At 58.1% G+C, this 17243-nt stretch carries 17 protein-coding genes; 11 read left to right on the top strand and 6 right to left on the bottom strand.

The window, feature by feature from the left end:
* Window positions 1-410 precede the first annotated feature (410 nt).
* Window positions 411-953, top strand: coding sequence for an HAD domain-containing protein (locus tag FFS21_RS07010; RefSeq protein WP_137924190.1), 543 nt, complete (start codon window positions 411-413; stop codon window positions 951-953).
* A 182-nt stretch (window positions 954-1135) separates the two neighbouring features.
* Window positions 1136-1504: a UPF0175 family protein gene (locus FFS21_RS07005; RefSeq protein WP_137924189.1), complete on the top strand. Its 369-nt coding sequence runs from the start codon at window positions 1136-1138 to the stop codon at window positions 1502-1504.
* 65 nt (window positions 1505-1569) lie between these two features.
* Here FFS21_RS07005 and FFS21_RS07000 read toward each other — a convergent pair whose 3' ends face one another.
* Together FFS21_RS07000 and FFS21_RS06995 are read right to left on the bottom strand one after the other, a co-directional pair.
* Window positions 1570-2793, bottom strand: coding sequence for a type II toxin-antitoxin system HipA family toxin (locus FFS21_RS07000; RefSeq protein ID WP_137924188.1), 1224 nt, complete (start codon window positions 2791-2793; stop codon window positions 1570-1572).
* Window positions 2790-3092: a helix-turn-helix transcriptional regulator gene (locus FFS21_RS06995; protein ID WP_171020338.1), complete on the bottom strand. Its 303-nt coding sequence runs from the start codon at window positions 3090-3092 to the stop codon at window positions 2790-2792. The genes FFS21_RS07000 and FFS21_RS06995 overlap by 4 nt, the downstream gene beginning before the upstream one ends.
* 748 nt (window positions 3093-3840) lie before the next feature.
* Between FFS21_RS06995 and FFS21_RS06990 the strand changes: the two genes are divergently transcribed.
* A complete protein-coding gene (locus FFS21_RS06990; protein ID WP_137924186.1) occupies window positions 3841-5268 on the top strand; it encodes a sensor histidine kinase in 1428 nt (475 codons plus the stop codon).
* A gap of 36 nt (window positions 5269-5304) precedes the next feature.
* Here FFS21_RS06990 and FFS21_RS06985 read toward each other — a convergent pair whose 3' ends face one another.
* On the bottom strand, window positions 5305-5802 hold the full coding sequence (locus tag FFS21_RS06985) for an acyl-CoA thioesterase (RefSeq protein WP_137924185.1): 498 nt from the start codon (window positions 5800-5802) through the stop codon (window positions 5305-5307).
* Window positions 5803-6446: 644 nt separating this feature from the next.
* Window positions 6447-8588: a TonB-dependent siderophore receptor gene (locus tag FFS21_RS06980; RefSeq protein ID WP_171020337.1), complete on the bottom strand. Its 2142-nt coding sequence runs from the start codon at window positions 8586-8588 to the stop codon at window positions 6447-6449.
* 715 nt (window positions 8589-9303) lie between these two features.
* Here FFS21_RS06980 and FFS21_RS06975 point away from each other — a divergent pair.
* The 8 genes from FFS21_RS06975 (at window position 9304) to FFS21_RS06940 (ending at window position 15322) form a co-directional block, all read left to right on the top strand.
* The gene (locus FFS21_RS06975; RefSeq protein WP_137924183.1) at window positions 9304-9561 is read left to right on the top strand and encodes a DUF4148 domain-containing protein; all 258 of its coding nucleotides are present in this window, start codon (window positions 9304-9306) and stop codon (window positions 9559-9561) included.
* A 301-nt stretch (window positions 9562-9862) separates the two neighbouring features.
* Complete coding sequence (locus FFS21_RS06970; RefSeq protein ID WP_137924182.1) at window positions 9863-10831, top strand: CobW family GTP-binding protein; 969 nt, start codon at window positions 9863-9865, stop codon at window positions 10829-10831.
* Window positions 10832-10860: 29 nt separating this feature from the next.
* Entirely contained in the window at window positions 10861-11364 is a 504-nt protein-coding gene (locus FFS21_RS06965; protein ID WP_137924181.1) for a DUF1097 domain-containing protein, read from the top strand.
* A 52-nt stretch (window positions 11365-11416) separates the two neighbouring features.
* A complete protein-coding gene (gene nthB, locus FFS21_RS06960) occupies window positions 11417-12166 on the top strand; it encodes a nitrile hydratase subunit beta (protein ID WP_137924180.1) in 750 nt (249 codons plus the stop codon).
* 10 nt (window positions 12167-12176) lie between these two features.
* Complete coding sequence (nthA, locus tag FFS21_RS06955; RefSeq protein WP_137924179.1) at window positions 12177-12809, top strand: nitrile hydratase subunit alpha; 633 nt, start codon at window positions 12177-12179, stop codon at window positions 12807-12809.
* A gap of 10 nt (window positions 12810-12819) precedes the next feature.
* A complete protein-coding gene (locus FFS21_RS06950; protein WP_137924178.1) occupies window positions 12820-13164 on the top strand; it encodes a nitrile hydratase accessory protein in 345 nt (114 codons plus the stop codon).
* A 75-nt stretch (window positions 13165-13239) separates the two neighbouring features.
* The gene (locus FFS21_RS06945; protein ID WP_137924177.1) at window positions 13240-14304 is read left to right on the top strand and encodes a HoxN/HupN/NixA family nickel/cobalt transporter; all 1065 of its coding nucleotides are present in this window, start codon (window positions 13240-13242) and stop codon (window positions 14302-14304) included.
* 34 nt (window positions 14305-14338) lie between these two features.
* Entirely contained in the window at window positions 14339-15322 is a 984-nt protein-coding gene (locus FFS21_RS06940; RefSeq protein ID WP_137924176.1) for a GlxA family transcriptional regulator, read from the top strand.
* Between the two features lie 89 nt (window positions 15323-15411).
* Here FFS21_RS06940 and FFS21_RS06935 read toward each other — a convergent pair whose 3' ends face one another.
* Complete coding sequence (locus FFS21_RS06935) at window positions 15412-17001, bottom strand: sodium:solute symporter family transporter (protein ID WP_137924175.1); 1590 nt, start codon at window positions 16999-17001, stop codon at window positions 15412-15414.
* Window positions 16998-17243, bottom strand: a complete 246-nt coding sequence (locus FFS21_RS06930) for a DUF485 domain-containing protein (RefSeq protein WP_137924174.1) — start codon at window positions 17241-17243, stop codon at window positions 16998-17000. Before FFS21_RS06930 ends, FFS21_RS06935 begins: the two co-directional genes overlap by 4 nt.

Raw genomic sequence — 17243 nt, 5'->3', positions numbered from 1 at the left:
GCCGCCAATTCAAGCTTCCGCTTGGATTTCCTCACGTCATGCCCGCCGGTTTAGTCGCAGATGCGGGGTTGGCCATCGTCATCGAGAAAGCTATATCGCTGCCATTGAGCCTTATTCCCTCAGTGCCTCTGCATAGAAGCGGTCGACTCACGCGCAGTATGGGTGCGGAGGGCGCCAGCGCGCTTGGGAAAGAGATCGCCTCGAATGAGTTACCAGCCCGCGACCTGGCCAGATTGGGAGGGCTGGAAGATTTACTGCCGGAACTGGATCGTGCAAGGGAGAGGCTCCGCGTCTTTTTCTGTGGTCCAGCGCCTGAATTTCAAGGTTCGCTACGCCGGAGGCTGCGGTATTGACCCCGACAATCAATAAGCGATGGAACCAACCGTTTGACGAGAAGGAAATTTTTAGCGATGGGACATTCCTCCATTGTCTTGGACCGGTGTAACCCAACACTCTTCGTTGACTATGACGGAACGCTTCACGCCGGTCATGCCTACATCGACGCCAGTGGTCAAATCACGCTGGACTCGGGTCGTCAGCCGTTCGAGTATGTGCCGCTGCTGGTCGAGATGCTTGAGCATTACCCGGCTGTGGAAATTGTTCTCACGACGTTTTGGTTGCGAACGTTGCCTACGAGCCAAGTTATTTCGTATTTGCCGCCAGAATTGATGCGGCGAGTGGTCGATACAACAAGAGATGAAAAGGCACGCTTCAGCTACGTCCAGAACGGCGCGGAGAAGACGGACATCATCACCAGTTTTGCGTACGGAAAGCGCTTGAAAAATTGGCTTGCCATCGATGATTCGGTATATGGCGCCTATCACTTTGGTCTCAAACCAGGCGAGCTTGTACCGAACTTCCTGCTACTCGACTCCGTGCGTGGAATTAGTGACGAACTCGCGCAGATGCGTATCCGGGAGTGGTTGGCTAAGGTTCATCAGGAAACAGTCTGAGGATCGAAGAATGCGGCAGATGCAAGAATGTTGCTCCCATTTTCGCTCTCGAAACACACCACGCCCACCATTTGACAGAATGGATCTTATACATCTGTTGGTGACGAGCAAAGATCGCACGCGTGGGAGCATACCACCACGATGACTGGCTGAATGCTGGGCGAACATGCTGAGGGGAGGCCATGCACATCTTTTCGATCAGCGAACTGCAGGAATGCTGGGGTGACCTTATTCGAGAAGCTGAGGAGGGGCGGCTTGCTCTCGTTACACGCGACGGACAACTGCTATTCGTCAGCGTGCCATTTACCGAAGAACTGCTTCAGATAGGCGTCCACGCTGCTCTGGCAGTCAGCTTGTTCAAAAACGGCGAGGTCACGTCCGTACGTGCCGCGAAGCTGGCACAGACGACACTATCGCAATTCCTGGCACAATTGAGTGTTCTGGGCATCGCTGTAGTTGACTACGATCCGGATGAATTGGCGCAGGAGCTCGCCGCTTTCAATGGTGCACAATGTGCGGTGACGCAAAGTGTCAGATTTAATACGGACTGAGCGAAGTGACGCTTTTATTGAGCTAGAGTGGAAGCAACACTGTCACTTAAACCATGATAATTCAACTATGTTTTAGCAGATGATGATGGCACAGGCAGTGCCCCTTCGATGATCTTCAAGGCCTGCTCAAGCGCTTTGCGCGGCGGGCATTTTGGGCACTCATCCAAGGTCGTCGCCATGCTCTGCAATGCGATCTCGCGACACTGTACTTGCATTTGAACGACGTCAACATTGTGGCAATGACTGAGAGAGGCGAGGCGCTCCAGCTCAAGCTGATCCAGCCATTTTTCCGTGCCCCTCGGTTCGGTCTTTTGCATCGCCAGCGCGGGCACATCTTGCGGAAACCATACCTGGGTGGTGAGTACGTCGTACACGGGGGAGAGCCGCGGGCGCGTGACATCGTCATAGACCAAACCAAAGTTTTTTAGATGTGCATCGCCGTTGCGTAGTGCGTCGTTCATCATGACCAGTTTCAGCATGGCCACAAGATCTGTCGCCTGGTCGTCTGGATGTACGAAGAAGCGGATCATCTCAAACAGGTGTTCAATCGATCCCTTATATTTCCCACTACGAAACAAGCCCGACAGCGCACATGCATCTTCGAATCCGCGACGTGATCCGTTAGGGGCGATGTCAAATCGGCTCATCGTCAGTGACGTGCGATCCGGGCTTAGTTCAATCGCAGGAACGTCTAGTCCCGCTGCCGAGCATGCTTTCAAGCATGCATACTCAACCAAACTCGCGCCAATATAATGGGGCGAGTCGAATTTAACGATGGAGCCGTGCGCGGCGACGGTCCCGGCGCGAGTCTTTTCCGTCTGGAATGTCGTCATCTTCGGCATGACGCCAGACACGCCAAACATCTCCGGAGATCTCTTCAGAATTTCCATCAGCCGCTGTGCCGCACCCTCAGTTCTGGCGGCATCCAGAATGTTTTGTTGAAGTGTGGCGTCTGGGTCCAGCGGGCCGCCGAAGGTAGTGCGGCCGATAGTGTGACGACCGACAAGACGAAGCAGCGACATATCGTTATCAACGTCGATATGCTTGGCGAAGCGGGTTCTAATGGCTTCCAGCAAGATGCCTTCGGGCAGGGATATCTGAAAGGGTGGGAGCACCCCGTTGTAACCAAGATACTCTTCTGCTGGCGCGCTCGGCGGCATCAGTAACGAGACTGTCATTTGATCCGGGACATCCGGAAGGTAACGGAAATCAATCAGGCCTGTCTCGATGTCTTCACTGAGCAAGCCGACCGGATAGTCCGAAACGAAAACCTCGAGTTCGCTACTCATTGAGATACTTTGTGCAGGAGATTCGTCTGGAGCATTGCCTGGCGCTCCCGCTCCGCTCGCATCATTTCCCTGAGCAGGGGGCGGCGTGGCAGCGTGACGATCGGCGGGTCTGGTTGAGGGTTAAGGTTCACGCCGACCGCAGCCGCCACCAGGAGCAGATTCAACGTCGAGACGCTTTGGCCGCTCTCGATTGCAATGACGGTTGCCCGAGACACGCCCACTTTCCGGGCGATGTCGGATTGCTTGCTACCTTGTCGCTCGCGCGCGGAGCGTAAGGCTTCCCCGATCTTGCGGCGCATTGCGTCCGCTTTGTCATGTAGCTCTCGTCGATGGTCCATTTGACCCCCCTTACCGAGTTGGAATCAGCCAATCAGATGTCAACAATAATTGACATGGTAGTCCATGTCAGCTTTTTTTGACTTCCGAAACTGAGTTCGCAATTCGAGGCAGGGTCGGCCTAGTGTCGACACCGGCAGACGTGGGGCATCCGTTGCAGTAAGTCTCCGACCAGCACCGTCTGGACGGACTTGTCCGCTATTGGCTGCCTTGGGGCGGCGCAGTCGTTGAGCCGGGGCGAACGACACCTCGGCTCTTCGGAATTGGATGGCGAGGTCGACCTACCGCTCCTGGCCGGTTGCCGCCGTCAATTCAATTGGAAGGCGATAGCCTGAGAATTACTCCGAAAGATTCGAGCGATTCGGGAGCCAAAGTCCGGCGGACTACGGCGCACCGAAGTGCAGCACCGACGTATACCTCTTCAGTGGGGGTGACGCCTGCGCGCGGAATATCCGTTGATTCGCAAGGATGGCATGCACGCATGAGGGGCCACCGCCGTCGAATTCCCATGCCCGGAAATCCGCGCCACGCAAGGCATGGCGTCGCGTGAGCCACCAGGAAGAACCGGGGTCAACGGGCCCGGATTCCGTGTGGCGAATTCAGCATCGCTAAGGTCAGTGTGCAGCCGAATTTATTACGGGGGTGGTGACCGCGCCTTAACATGGTGGGTCGAATTTTTCCTGCCACGCGGCTGGACCGCCGTGGCCTTACATGTACGCGATTCTTCCCGCATTCGTCTCGGCGATTTTCCTGGGTTATGGCCTCTATGTGCTGGTGACCCAGGGCGTGACACGCGTATCCGCTTCGTTCTTCCTGCTGTGCTTCACTACGTTCGCATGGCAGGGCACGTGGGCGTTTTTATTTCAGGCGACGCACCCCGACGTCGCGCTGGTGCTGGCCAAGGTGGGCTACCTGTTCATCATCTTCCTGCCCACCACGTTTTATCACTTCATCTGCGAGGTCACGGAGTCCCGGCGCGAACGGCCCGCGCTGCTGGCATCGTACGGGCTAAGCCTGATCCTCGCCGTCCTGCTGCTGACCACCAGCAGCGTGGTGTCCGGCTACTACACGCTGTTCTTCGGTGGCTATCCCAAGGCGGGGCCGTTGCACCCGTTGCACGTATTGCAGACGGCGATCCTGGTGTGCCGTTGCGGCTGGTTGCTGATGGCCGCGCGCACCAACGCCGCGGCGGAACGTCGCCGCCGCTTGAACCTGTGCCTGCTGAGTCTGGCGCTGTATTCGGTCGCCGCGGTGGACTATGCGGTCAACTATGGCTTCGCGTTCTATCCGCCGGGCGTAATCTTCATTGCGCTTAGCCTCGGCATCCTGGCACTGAGCGTGGTGCGCTACGACTTGATGCGTCCTTATTCGCTTGCCGCCACGGTGGCGCACGAGGTGCGCACGCCGCTGGCCACCATACGCATGCAGGCGCAGGAAATGGTGCGGACTTTCCCCCAGGTGATGCAGGGCTACCGGCTGGCCGTGGAGCAAGGGCTGGTCGAGGACCGCTTGCGGCCGGGGCAACTCGAGCGAATGCGCCAGTTGCTTGAGGGCATCACGCGCGAGGTCGATGGCACCAGCACGGTCATCGACATGGCACTGGCGTCGGTGACGCTGGAGCGGCTCAATCGCAGCACCTTCGCGCCGCACGCGCTGGCGGTCTGCGTGGACAACGCGCTGGAGCGGTATCCGTTTCAGCCGGACGAGCGCGCGCGCGTGCGCGTGGCGGCGATCGATCCTGGCTGGCGCTTCGTCGGGTCCGAGACGCTGCTGGTCTACGTCCTGTTCAACCTTCTGAAGAACAGCCTGTACGCGATTCGCGCACATGGCGCAGGCCATATCGACATCACCGGCGAGGTAGAGCGCAACTGCTATCTGCTGCGTGTCCGCGACACCGGCCCGGGGATTCCGGCCGACTTGCTGCCGCGTGTCTTCGACCCGTTCTTTTCCACCAAGGCCCATGGCAAGGGCAACGGCCTGGGGCTGCCGTTCTGTCGTCGCGTGCTGGAGGCGTTCGGCGGCCGTATCGACTGCGCCTCCGTGCCCGGCGTCCACACCACCTTCACGCTGCGCCTGCCGTGCTTCCAGCCGCTGGCGGATCTGCCGGATAGCCGGTTTCCCGCCAGCACCGCCGGCTGATCCGACGCCGGCGGGCACTGCGATTGTCGTCGTCGATCAGTTGGCGAGCGGCGGCAGGATCAGTTCATATTCCCTGACTTTCTCGATGATCTCCTTTGGGAAACGCGAGATGCGTTTGTCCCGCCCGGCGAAGACGATCTGCTGGTATCCCAGCGATACCGGCCGGCCGTCCACGCAGAAGCGGAACAGCAGATAGGCGGAACATTGGCGCACCTGGAAGGTGTTCAGATAGCAGTCCACGTGCTGGAACGGGAAGGTTTCCTCCACGTATTCCTGATGCGCGCGTTTGGTCACGAAGACGCCGCCGGCAGCCAGCAGGTTGCCGTGAATACATTCGTGGAACCAGCGCTCGCGGCAGATGCCCTGCCACTCGAAGTAGCGGGCGAAATACGTGTTCATGAAGGCATTGGAATCCTTGAGGTAGATATCGATGGCATGGTGGAAGGTTTTCTGAGGCGGGGTCTCCGATCCGACCTGGCCAAGCAGGGCGGTACTGCGGTTCAGCACTTGGGGGATCACGTCTCGCATCAACATGGAACAACTCCTGTCTGACTGGCTGCGAGCGGCAGCCGACGCCTGCCCCGGCAGCAGTTGCGGGGCATGAGGCATTCTGCGTCACAGTGCGTGGCACGCGGGGATGGCGGGCTATGGGAAAGTATTTATTGCTACCGGCGTTCCGGCGGCCAGAACGCTGGCCGTTAGCAAGCAGTAAGCGGAAGGAAAAGCGGAATGGTTGGAGGCTGCCTTGCGAGAGCGACAAGCAGAAGGCCGCCAACTGATCGATACATACATTCGGATGCTAAACATTCCGAATGGAACGGTGGTTGTGAACTGGCCGGCACCAGCGCTGCATGGGCCGGTTCATATGTCGGTTGCAGGGCGAGGACATGACGCTGAGGGGCGTGAGCAGTCATATCGCGCGACCAAACATGCTCGTCTTCCCAACAGCGGCTTCGGGGCCGGTAGCGGTCGGCAGACGCCAAACTCTGGTGGGTGCCGGTCCGATATCCGAGAACGGCCAGCATCGGTTGCGTTTGCGATGCAGAATCTAAACGCCCATCTGCGCTCTAGCGCTGTCACTGCACTGAGTTCTCTGGCCTGCGTAAGACAGTTTTGCTGAATCGCACCGTACCCACAGGCGCCATGGTAAGCACCCGTGGAGTACTCAAGTCAGGGCATCAGAAGCTGGCCGTGACGCTTGCACGCACCGTGCGCGGTGCGCCCTGCACGAGAATAAAGCCCCAGCTCGGCAGCCAGTATTTCTCGTTGGTCAGGTTGTCGACATTCAGGCGCAGCGTAACCGGAGTTTTGCCGATTTTTGTTGAATAGCGCGCCCCCGCGTCGAACGTGTGATAGCTCGGCACGAAGTTGCTGTTGTTCGCCTCGAGGGCCATGCGGCTGACGTACTGGCCGCCGACCGAAAAGACAAGACCTGGCAAGATTGGCGCGGCATATTCGACGTAGGCGGTTGCCTTGAACGTCGGTACGCCGTAGCCACGTTTGCCTAGCACATCCGCAGATGCCTCCGTGTTTTCAGAGTTCAGCCACATCACGCCGCCGATGAGTGTCCAGTCGCGAAGAAACTTGCCGCGCGCGGTGAGTTCGAGGCCGCGATAGCGGGTCTCGCCATCTTGCGTGAAGACGTTATCGCTGCGCAGATACGCCAGCCCGCGCTCGATCTGAAACAGCGCGGCGCCAAGTTGCCAGCTATCGATCTCGGCCTTGGCGCCGATTTCATACTGGCGACTCTTTAGTGGCGAGAAGACCTGCCCCGAGTTCAGTGCGGTAATCGGCGCCGACTGACCTGCCTCCAGCGATTCCACGTAGCTCGCGTAGAACGTGGTCCAGTTGACGGGCTTGAACATCAGTGCCGCTGTCGGAGTGATTGGGTTCTTGGTATAGGTCGTAGTGACCGCACCGCCCATGTCGTAGCCGAGCTGCTCGTAGTGCGTGTAGCGGAGGCCGCCAAGTAGAGACCATTGCTCGCTCAGCTTGAGCGTGTCACTGATGAAGAATGCCTTCTGCTCGATCTTCGACGCGCGGTAGAGGGTGTCCGACGATGGCACCTGCTGCGGCGACACGCCCGACGAGACAAATTGCGAGCTGTCGTACAGGTTGCCCGTTCCCAGGAAATTGGCGCCATTGAAGCCGGGGTAGTTCTGCACGAGGCTCTGGTACGAGAAGCCGAATGCCAGGTCATGCTCAAAGCCCCATGTGCGCGCCTTGCCGGTTGCCATCATCTGCGCCTGCTGGTAGTGATAGCGCGAGTAGCCGGTGAACTGCTGCTCCGCGTAGTTGCCGGCGTTGTCCATCATCAGAATGATGCTGTCCGCATTGCCGCGGTTCTGCTCGCTGTAGCGATAGGACGTACGGAGATTCCACTCGGGTGCGAATCCCCAGTTGATCTCCGTACCTACGCTCTTGATCTCGGTCTCGTAATATGTGCCCTTCGACGCCACACCTTGGCTGCCGTCGATACGGCGCGGCGTTGTGACGGGTGTCGTGACCGGAAAGCCGTAGTCCTGCGCGAGCACGACGCCATAGTACGCACCCTTGACGTTGCGTTGCATGTACAGACCGTCCGCGGACACCGTGAGGTTCGGGAGGATACGTGCGTCGAGTGCAACCGACGCAGAGTCCCGTTTCACGTGACCGCCATCGATAAAGGTGCTGCCTTCCTCGTGCACCGCGTTCACGCGGGCGCCGAACATCTTGTTGGTGCCGAACCGGCCGCCGACATCCACGGCTTCCTTCACCACGCCGTCGGAGACAAAACCGATGGTGGCGCTACCCGAGAACGTCTCGGTTGGGCGCTTGGTCACGAAGTTGGCGATGCCGCCGGGCGTGCCGAAACCGTACATAAATCCCGAGAGGCCCTTGAGCAATTCGACGCGTTCGAAATGTTCGAGCGGCATGTCACTGCCCCAGTTTGGCACCGCGAGGCCATCGATCTTGAAGCCTTCCAGAAGATCGAGCTGCAGACCGCGAATAGAGATGCCGGACGCTTCACCGATATAACCGTCGTTATTGGTAGTGACAGATGGATCTGCTCGGAATACATCACCAATTGTGATTGCTTGGCGATTCTGGATTAGTTCCTGCGGTACTACGTCGATCGAAAAGGGCGTGTCGAGCAGCGTCTTGTTGCCAAGTGCACCCGTCGAGGCGTCACGCTCACGGTATGCGGACTCGGTTTGTGCCGTCACCTTGACCGTTGGCAACTCAGTTTCGCCGGAACTGCTCTGCGCGACTGCGGGCAACGAGGTAACGGCCAACGTCGCCGCAGCGGCATGCGCGATGGCGCGTTGTTGAACTTTCAATGGAATGGCTCGCGCCCGCCGAACAATGGCGTTCGCTTTTCGATTTGCTTGCATATTAGGCTCCCTGACCGCGGCGGCCGAGCCAGTTCTGTTGTCGCTGGCTTTCGTACCTCCGGTGGCTGGAATGCTAATTGTTCGCATTACCAATTTCAACTCGCCGCGATCGACGTTGCTTCAGTACCACGGCAAAACCGGCCACTTCAGACGGAATAGGCCGTACTGCGTGATACGTACGGCATCGGTGACGCTACAGAGGCTGGAAGATCCGCAAGCTTGTTGGCTTGCTACTGACGGGATGCGCATCTTCATTCCCGATAGGCGAAGAAGAGCTTGAGCATCGATCGCATGAACGTCGCCGTTCTGACGGACTGCGAAAGTCGATTTGCGGACGCGACGGTCGGCGGCAGAGCGAACAATGTGTTGCGCGTAGGTTGAGCCAGTGTATCGAGGGCGTGCCCATCCTGGAAACGACAATAACTACTGCACTGCATTCGATATCTTCATGGATATAAACGCGTTAAATTAGTCAAACTGACATGACGCGATTCAGCAGATCATCGAGGCACATGAGCGCAGACCATTCTCCATCGGCTCTGTAATTCATAAGCGAACAGCACAGCCCTAACGGCGTGGAGCGGTTCGCTATGTTGCGCACAGACTGACCTCCCTCGATCGCGATCAGATCCGATGGAAAACTTAAGATAGGACGAGCATCATGAAGAATCTCTCTGCCAAGCAAACTCTCTCCGCAGTAGTTGTTGCCATCGCTGCCGCTGCGCCAATTTTCGCCAATGCTGCAAGCGCTGCGTCATCGACCAGTGCGTCTCCGGTTACGCGCGAAGGACTGCAAAACGAGCTGCGGGCTCTGCAGGCCGCAGGTTACGAGTTAAGCGACAACAACTATCCTGAGTCGCTCCAGCGCGCTCAGCAAAAGCTGGATGCGCAGCGTGCCGCATCGATTCCCTCCCGCTGAAGTGAGAATTGGGGTCTCCGATGTTGCGTCTACGGTTCATTGCCGTAGATGCAACCTGCACATCGAGGGTGCATCCATTGCATCTGTCGGCACGAAATGCTCAAAAATGGTGCGATTCGGTGCCGCCCGTAAGTAGGCTCCCGTACTCCTGATTTGTCTGTAACGTACGCTGTCGACCGTTTAGGCAATCGATCAACGCCCTAACCCGCCAATACGACTGGCAGAACGGACACGCAGGCGAAATCGGTCCAAAGGTTGCTCCACCTAGCCTCACCGGCAACAGTGCACCAAAGGAGCTTCCATGCGAATGGTAAAGATACCGACGACCGTTATCACGGGTTTTCTCGGCACAGGCAAGACAACACTAGTCAACCATCTCCTCAAACATTCCGGTGCCGAGTCGATCGGCATCATCGTCAATGAGTTTGGAGAGGTGGGAATCGACGGTGGGTTGGTAGTCGCCAACGAAGAGGCAGTGGTCGAGATCAACAATGGCTGCGTCTGCTGCACGGTTCGCGGTGACCTCGTGTCCAGCGCCGAAGCTTTGCTGAACCGTCCAGGATGGTCGCCAGATCGGCTGATAGTGGAAACCTCCGGTCTTGCAGATCCCGCGCCGGTCCTGCAAACATTTCTCGCAGATCCGAGTGTCCGCGAGCGTTTCGCACTTGAGTCGGTGATTGCCGTGGTCGACGCGTGTCACTTTGCTCAACAAATCAATGATGACATTGCGCGTGAACAAATCGTCTTCGCCGATTGTATTGTCATCAACAAAGCGGATTTGGTTGATGAAGCTGGACTGTCTGCGCTGCATCAGAGGATCCGATTGCTCAATCCAACCGCAGCGATCGAGCATGCGCAGCGCGCGGAGATCCCAGTCGATCGGTTGATTGGGCAGCGCCGCTTCTCGCTGGATAACCTGCTCGCTATAGAGCCGGAGCTGCTTGATGAGGATGCGCACGACCATGAGCATGATGTGTCTATTGCATCCTGCGCCTTCGTCGTCCAGGGGGCACTAGATGAGGCACGCTTCAATCGGTGGGCGAATGAACTCGTGCAGACGCATGGTCAACAGTTGATGCGCACGAAAGGAATTCTCCACATGCAGGGCGAAGCCAGGCGCATGCATTTCCATAGTGTTCATATGCTGATGGACACAACGTTCGGCAAGCCATGGCCGAAAGACGTGTCCCGCGAAACTCGGTTCGTCGCAATCGGCCGTCATCTGGACCGTGAGGCTTTGCGAACCGGCCTGCTTGCCTGCGTCGCCTGATATCTTCGTCGAGAATCTGGTTATCCAATATGAAGAAGACAGAGGCATACACCGTAAGCATTGGGCTGCTCGCCCTCCTCGACACCTGGCTGACCGCAACGATCTTGCCTGTTCCGGTCTGGGTCACATTCATTGCATGGGCATCTTTCTTTGTTCTCGGCGCAGGTCGCACTGGGCTAGTCAAGAGCGTCGCTTCGAATTTGTCTGGCGCGGCAATCAGTACGCTCACACTGTTGGCGATTGCGATCTTCGGACAGGAGGCCATCGTTGTCGCGATCTTCGTGGGTATCGGCAGTGCCGCCATGGTGCAGGCGTCCAAGATCAGGCTCCTCGATGTCCTGCCCGCCATCGTGTGGGGATTCGCGTCAACTGTGGGAACGACGGTCGCGACCGGTAAGGCAATCACGACGGTCGGCTTTGACAATCCAGCACTGGTCGCTGGAGCGGCCCTTATTACGGGTGCGATTTTCGGGATCGCCTCCGAGAAGCTGGGGGATGCGCTCACAAGGGAGCGTTCGACCAGTCACGGCTAGCACGCTGGTGACGAGATATCAGTACGAACTGCTAAGGAAGGGGAAGAAAGCTATGAGACTACAACACCATCTCGGCGGCCTTGAGAACCTCGGCCCCGTTAGTGTCGAGCCGCGTGTGTTTGTCGCGCCGTGGGAGAAGCGGATCTTTGGCATCCACACGGTAATGATGGCGGAGAGCGACCATTTGTCACACGCGGCGCCTGCATATCCCGTAAGGGAATTGCCAACCACGTTCCGTAACACCTGGACCTGGGCATCCCTGCGTACCGGTGCGGAGGGTATGCAGCCGTTCGAGTACTTCAAATACCGTTACTACGAGAAATGGCTGATGGGAATATCGCAGTTCTTCATCGATCGGGAGTACATCACCGCTGACGAACTGAGCAGCCGTACCGCGTTCTACGCGGCAAAGCCAGACGCGGCAATGCCAAATCTGCCAAATCCTGCGATTCGGCAGCAGATTGAGGCATATCTGAAGCAAGGGGATTCGCCTTATCACGATCTCGATGGCGCTCCGAGATTCGCATCGGGACAGAGCGTCCGTGTCGCGGATCCCGATGCCGTGGACCATACGCGGTTGCCGGGCTATCTGCGCAATAAGCAGGGTGTGATCGAGGCTGTATATCCCGGCGCGTACGCGTACTTCGTGTCGACTGGGCCGGACGGCATCGGTGCGCCAATGCCGGTCTATCGAGTTGCGTTCGCGGCAGAGCACATCTGGGGGGGCGATAAGAGCGAACCCAATACTGTCATTTACGCCGATCTTTTTGAGGCTTACCTGTCCGCCGCCACACACCAGTGAGAACATATCCATGAGCGAACTCTTTCAATATCCCGATGATCAGGAGCGCGAAGCCACCAGTGCCGCGAAGGTACGGGCGCTGGAAGCATTGTTGATCGAAAAGGGCGTCATTGGCAGCGATTCCGTCGATGCTGTGCTTGAGCACTTCGAAACCATCGCCGGGCCATTCAACGGCGCTAAGATTGTTGCGCGCGCCTGGGTTGATTCTGCGTTCAAGGCGCGGCTGCTGGCAGACACGCCGGCTGCCATCGCCGAGCTTGATCTGCCCACGGGCATGGCGGGCGCAGAGGGTGAGCATATGGCGGCGGTAGCGAATGCACCCGGTGTGCATAACCTGATCGTCTGCACGCTGTGTTCCTGTTATCCGTGGCCTGTTCTTGGTCTGCCGCCGTATTGGTACAAGGATCCGGTCTTCCGTGCCCGTGGAGTCCGCGAGCCACGAGCCGTTCTCCGCGAGTTTGGTGTCGATATTCCGGCAGAGTCGAAGGTGCAGGTGTGGGACAGCAGCGCACAGATTCGTTGGTTTGTGGTCCCCGAGCGACCAGCCAACACCGATCATCTGGACGAAGCTCAGTTGGCCGCCTTGGTTACTCCTGAATCCATGATGGGGGTCGCGCTGGTCGCACCGCCGACTGCTGCGTGAGGGCATCCACATGTTCACACGTTTCGAGGAATACGCCGCCGCATCAATGTTAGGTGACGTCGATTCCCCACCAAGAGTCGACGGAAAACTGCTGTTTACTAACCGATGGGAGCGTGATGTTTTTGGTCTGGCGCTCTCTTTGGCAAAGGCCGGCTGCTTTGAATGGGAGGACTTCCGGCAGTCATTGATCCGAGCTATCGGGCGATGGGAGTCCGAGGAAGCATGTGAGGACCAGCCTCGCTGGGACTACTACGAGCGCTTTCTTGAAGCGCTCCTTGACGTCATCACTGCCAGTCAAACGCTTTCCGCAGAAGAGCTCAAGCGGATCCTCCTCGCCAGAGTACGGAGCCACTAGACACCAAAACATGTCCACGCCCGTAGGCATTGCGATCGGGCGGAGTCGTAGGCCAACTGCAATTTCTGAGCTCGCATGGAGAATTTGACCTCAAAGCGCCCCGGTGGCGACAGGCCATTGCTTGGCCGTCTGTTCGACGATGAGGGTGCTGAGGTCCGTCAAAAGTCGATCGTATTGTTTGTGGTGGTGGTGGCTCTGAACGTCGGCGCATGGGTGTGGGCGTGGTCAGTGCTCCATGATTCGCCGCCTTTGTTTGCGTCCGCGCTCCTCGCATACACGCTGGGACTTCGACATGCGGTAGACGCTGACCACATCGCTGCCATCGACAATGTCACGCGCAAACTCATGCAGGAAGGACGCCGGCCCATCTCCGTCGGCTTCTTTTTCTCGCTTGGTCATTCGACCGTGGTCGTCCTAATGTCCTTGGGGATCGCTCTTGCGGTCTCGGCGCTGCAATCTCAAATCGTTAAGTGGAAGGATGTGGGCGGACTCATCAGCACAAGTGTGTCCGTCGCCTTCCTGCTTGGTCTCGCACTGATCAATCTCCGAATCCTCACCGACGCATGGCGAAAGCTGCGTGGCGTGCATCGGGGAGCTCAGCCTCCTGATGCCGACGCTCTGGCGAGTGCGGGGACTGGCGGACTGATGACACGGTTGTTGTCGCCGTTGCTGCGCTTGACGCGGCGAAGCTGGCACCTGTATCCGGTGGGTCTGTTGTTCGGGTTGGGATTTGACACCGCGACAGAAGTGGCCTTGTTTGGCATGTCGGCGGCGGAAACTACGCGCGGCGTTTCGTTCTGGTCGGTGATGGTGTTTCCCGCCTTGTTTGCCGTCGGTATGTCATTGGTCGATACGGTTGACGGGTTCCTCATGATCAGAGCCTACGGATGGGCCTTCAAAGACCCTGGCCGGAAGCTTTGGTACAACATGGTGATTACTTTGGTGTCGGTCATTGTTGCCGTCGTGATCGCTGGCATCGAAGCGACAGGGCTGCTCGTGGAGAAGTTTGCGCTGCGCGGCGACGTATGGGATCGTGCGTCGTCGCTCAGCGAGACACTGGGAATACTCGGGTATATCATCGTCGGAGTGTTTGCTATCGGATGGGGCGCGTCCGTTGCCATCTATCGCATGCGTCGGTAGCGCCCGTCCAGATCAGGTTTTCCCACGAACAAATATGAAGCAGATCAAGATCGGAATGGTCGTGTTTCCCGGTTTTCAGCTACTGGACATCGCGGGGCCACGCGATGCCTTTGCTGAGGTGGCGGTATTGAGCGACGGCGCGCAACAGTACGAGATGCTGACTGTTGGGACGACGCGAGGGAGCGTAATGTCATCGAGTGGGCTGACTGTCATGCCCGACAGGACCATCTTCGATCAGTGCCCCGATTTCGACACAGTCATTGTGCCGGGAGGATTAGGCATCTTCCAGGTCTATGACGATCCGGCATTATCAAACTGGCTACGAACGTACCACAAGCAATCCCGACGCGTGGCAGCCATTTGCAACGGGGTGTTTGCGCTCGGTGCTGCAGGATTGATTGACCGGCGGACGGTGACAACACATTGGATGGACGTGCCTCGGCTTTCAGAGATGTTTCCGCGAACCAAGATCGAGCCGGATTTCATCTACGCGAAGGACGAGAAAATCTACACCACGGCGGGTGTCACGGCCGGTATCGACTTGTCGCTGGTGTTCATTGAAGAGGATTTCGGTAAGGGGAGGGCGCTCGAAGTCGCGAAGTACCTTGTAGTCTACCTACGCCGCGCGGGAGGACAGTCGCAGTTCAGTCCTTTATTGGAGTCGCTCGCGGCACCGGAATCTCAATCGGCAGCGATCCAGCAGCACCTCCTCGACAACATCGACCTCCCGCACTCGGTGGCCAGTCTCGCGGAGCGCGTCAACATGAGTCCTCGCAATCTAACGCGAATCTTTACACGCGACTGCGGTGTCGGTCCGATGGCTTTCCTGGTCAATGCGCGCATCGACGCCGCACGCCACTACCTGGAAACTACCAACGCACCCATGCGCGAGATCGCGCGACGGTGCGGATTCGAGAGCGTAGACAGCATGCGACGGGCATTTCACAAGCGGCTCCAAATCCTTCCGGTGGAGTATCGGGACCGATTCCTGTCCCGGAACTCGGCAGACACGGCATGAATGTTTGTTGGTGAGCGCTCCCGTCGCTCAGGCTCCAGGCACGTGCGGCAGGTCCCTGGAGGCTGATGCCTTCGGCGAAAGTCTCGTCACTACTTCGCAGAGGAGAGCGTGCCCTCGGTTGCTGGCACCGCTCGTGTCATGTAACTGCCAGCGATGCAGAGCAGGAAGGCCAAAGGCACAGTGATGAGCGCTGGCGGGTCCAGCGAAACAACGGGGGCAGGATTTCCAAGGACTTTGACCCATACAGACGGACCGAGCACGGTGAGGAACAGCGACACCGCAATCCCGGCCCCACCTCCTAGGATCGCACCGAACGCCGTCAGTTTCTTCCAGTAGATGGCCAGTAGCAGGACGGGGAATGTGGATGAGCAGGCGATGGAGAAGGCCAGGCTGATCATGTATGCGACATTCTGCCCCTTGAACGCGATGCCGAGCACCACCGCGACCGCACCGAGAATGACGGTGGCGATGCGGACGATCCGGATCTCCTCACGCTCGTTTGCGACACGTCGTCTGAAGATGGCGCCATAAATATCGTGGCTGATGGCGGAGGCGCCGGATAGTGTTAAACCTGCCACTACGGCGAGGATGGTCGCGAACGCCACGGCCGCAACGATGCCGTACATCACATCTCCACCCAGTATGCGCGACAGATGCAGCGCCGCGGTGTTGGCTCCTCCAATGAGTGCGCCGTTGGCGTCTAGATAGGTTTTGTCCGAACGGACCAGCGAAAGCGCGCCGAAGCCGATGATGAAGATGAGAGCGTAGAAGCCGTTCATGAAGATCGACGCCCACAGCACCGAGGTACGCGCGGCCTTGGCGTCCGGTACGGTAAAGAAACGCATCAAGACATGAGGCAGGCCCGCGGTGCCAAACATAACGGCAAGGCCGAGCGAGAAGGCCGACCACGGATCCTTGGCCATCGTCGTCGTACCGAGAATGGCGCTGGCTTTGGGATGCACATCCACAGCGCTGGCAAGCAAGGCTACAAAGCTGAAGTCGAACTTCGCCATCACCATGAGGGAGATGGCGCAGCCAACGCAAAGCATCAGCACGGCCTTGACGATCTGAACCCACGTGGTTGCGAGCATGCCGCCGAAGGCTACGTACAGGATCATTAGTATGCCAACCAGCATGATGGCGAAACTGTACTCGATACCGAAGAGCAATTGCACCAGTTGTCCCGCGCCGACCATCTGCGCGATGAGATAGAACGAGACAATGGTCAGCGAAGCACAGGCAGAGAACACGCGGATACCGTTGCCGCCGAGCTTGGAGCATACGACGTCCGTGAACGTGTACTTGCCGAGCCTTCGCAACTTTCCCGCCATCAGGAAGACCACGACAGGAAGCCCTGTCGTGTAGCCGATCGCATAGAACAACCCATCGAATCCGCTGTTGAAAACAAGAGCGGAGAGGCCAAGGAACGCTCCAGCGGATAATGCGTCACCCGTAATGGCAAGACCATTCTGAAAGCCGGAGATGTTGCCTCCAGCGGCGTAGAAGTCCTTGGTGGATGAGGTCCGCCGCGCTGCCCACCAAGTGATCAGCAATGTAGCGAAGATGACGACGCCGAAGAATGAGAGCGCAGTAACGCTAGTGGACGGTGTGCTGGATGGTTGCGCTGAGGCAGCCGCGCTCGTCAGACTTAGGACGAGAAGTAGAGCGATGACTTTCATTTGGAGCCTTCCGTACGGTTCGTCACGGAGACGTACACGATGGTCAGTAGTGCGCCAATCGCGATGACACCCAGTCCCATGAAGAAGGACAGAGGAACACCATTCGATAGGGCCTCGCCTTTGATGAAACTTGGCGCAAAACAGCATGCAGCTACGAACGACAGATATGTCAGGACTTGCAACACCGTGAGTACCATCCCAAGGGCGACGCGCTCGTCCTCTTGCGCAGGAATTCGATTCAT

This window comes from Cupriavidus sp. 2SB, from assembly GCF_005503625.1.
GTDB lineage: Bacteria > Pseudomonadota > Gammaproteobacteria > Burkholderiales > Burkholderiaceae > Cupriavidus.
This window is presented reverse-complemented; position numbering and strand designations above follow the sequence as displayed.

Coding starts and splice junctions, on each gene's coding strand:
- FFS21_RS07010 (WP_137924190.1), top strand. CDS start 411: ATGGGACATTCCTCCATTGTCTTGGACCGGTGTAACCCAACACTCTTC.
- FFS21_RS07005 (WP_137924189.1), top strand. CDS start 1,136: ATGCACATCTTTTCGATCAGCGAACTGCAGGAATGCTGGGGTGACCTT.
- FFS21_RS07000 (WP_137924188.1), bottom strand. CDS start 2,793: ATGAGTAGCGAACTCGAGGTTTTCGTTTCGGACTATCCGGTCGGCTTG.
- FFS21_RS06995 (WP_171020338.1), bottom strand. CDS start 3,092: ATGCGCCGCAAGATCGGGGAAGCCTTACGCTCCGCGCGCGAGCGACAA.
- FFS21_RS06990 (WP_137924186.1), top strand. CDS start 3,841: ATGTACGCGATTCTTCCCGCATTCGTCTCGGCGATTTTCCTGGGTTAT.
- FFS21_RS06985 (WP_137924185.1), bottom strand. CDS start 5,802: ATGTTGATGCGAGACGTGATCCCCCAAGTGCTGAACCGCAGTACCGCC.
- FFS21_RS06975 (WP_137924183.1), top strand. CDS start 9,304: ATGAAGAATCTCTCTGCCAAGCAAACTCTCTCCGCAGTAGTTGTTGCC.
- FFS21_RS06970 (WP_137924182.1), top strand. CDS start 9,863: ATGCGAATGGTAAAGATACCGACGACCGTTATCACGGGTTTTCTCGGC.
- FFS21_RS06965 (WP_137924181.1), top strand. CDS start 10,861: ATGAAGAAGACAGAGGCATACACCGTAAGCATTGGGCTGCTCGCCCTC.
- nthB (WP_137924180.1), top strand. CDS start 11,417: ATGAGACTACAACACCATCTCGGCGGCCTTGAGAACCTCGGCCCCGTT.
- nthA (WP_137924179.1), top strand. CDS start 12,177: ATGAGCGAACTCTTTCAATATCCCGATGATCAGGAGCGCGAAGCCACC.
- FFS21_RS06950 (WP_137924178.1), top strand. CDS start 12,820: ATGTTCACACGTTTCGAGGAATACGCCGCCGCATCAATGTTAGGTGAC.
- FFS21_RS06945 (WP_137924177.1), top strand. CDS start 13,240: ATGGAGAATTTGACCTCAAAGCGCCCCGGTGGCGACAGGCCATTGCTT.
- FFS21_RS06940 (WP_137924176.1), top strand. CDS start 14,339: ATGAAGCAGATCAAGATCGGAATGGTCGTGTTTCCCGGTTTTCAGCTA.
- FFS21_RS06935 (WP_137924175.1), bottom strand. CDS start 17,001: ATGAAAGTCATCGCTCTACTTCTCGTCCTAAGTCTGACGAGCGCGGCT.
- FFS21_RS06930 (WP_137924174.1), bottom strand. CDS start 17,243: ATGAATCGAATTCCTGCGCAAGAGGACGAGCGCGTCGCCCTTGGGATG.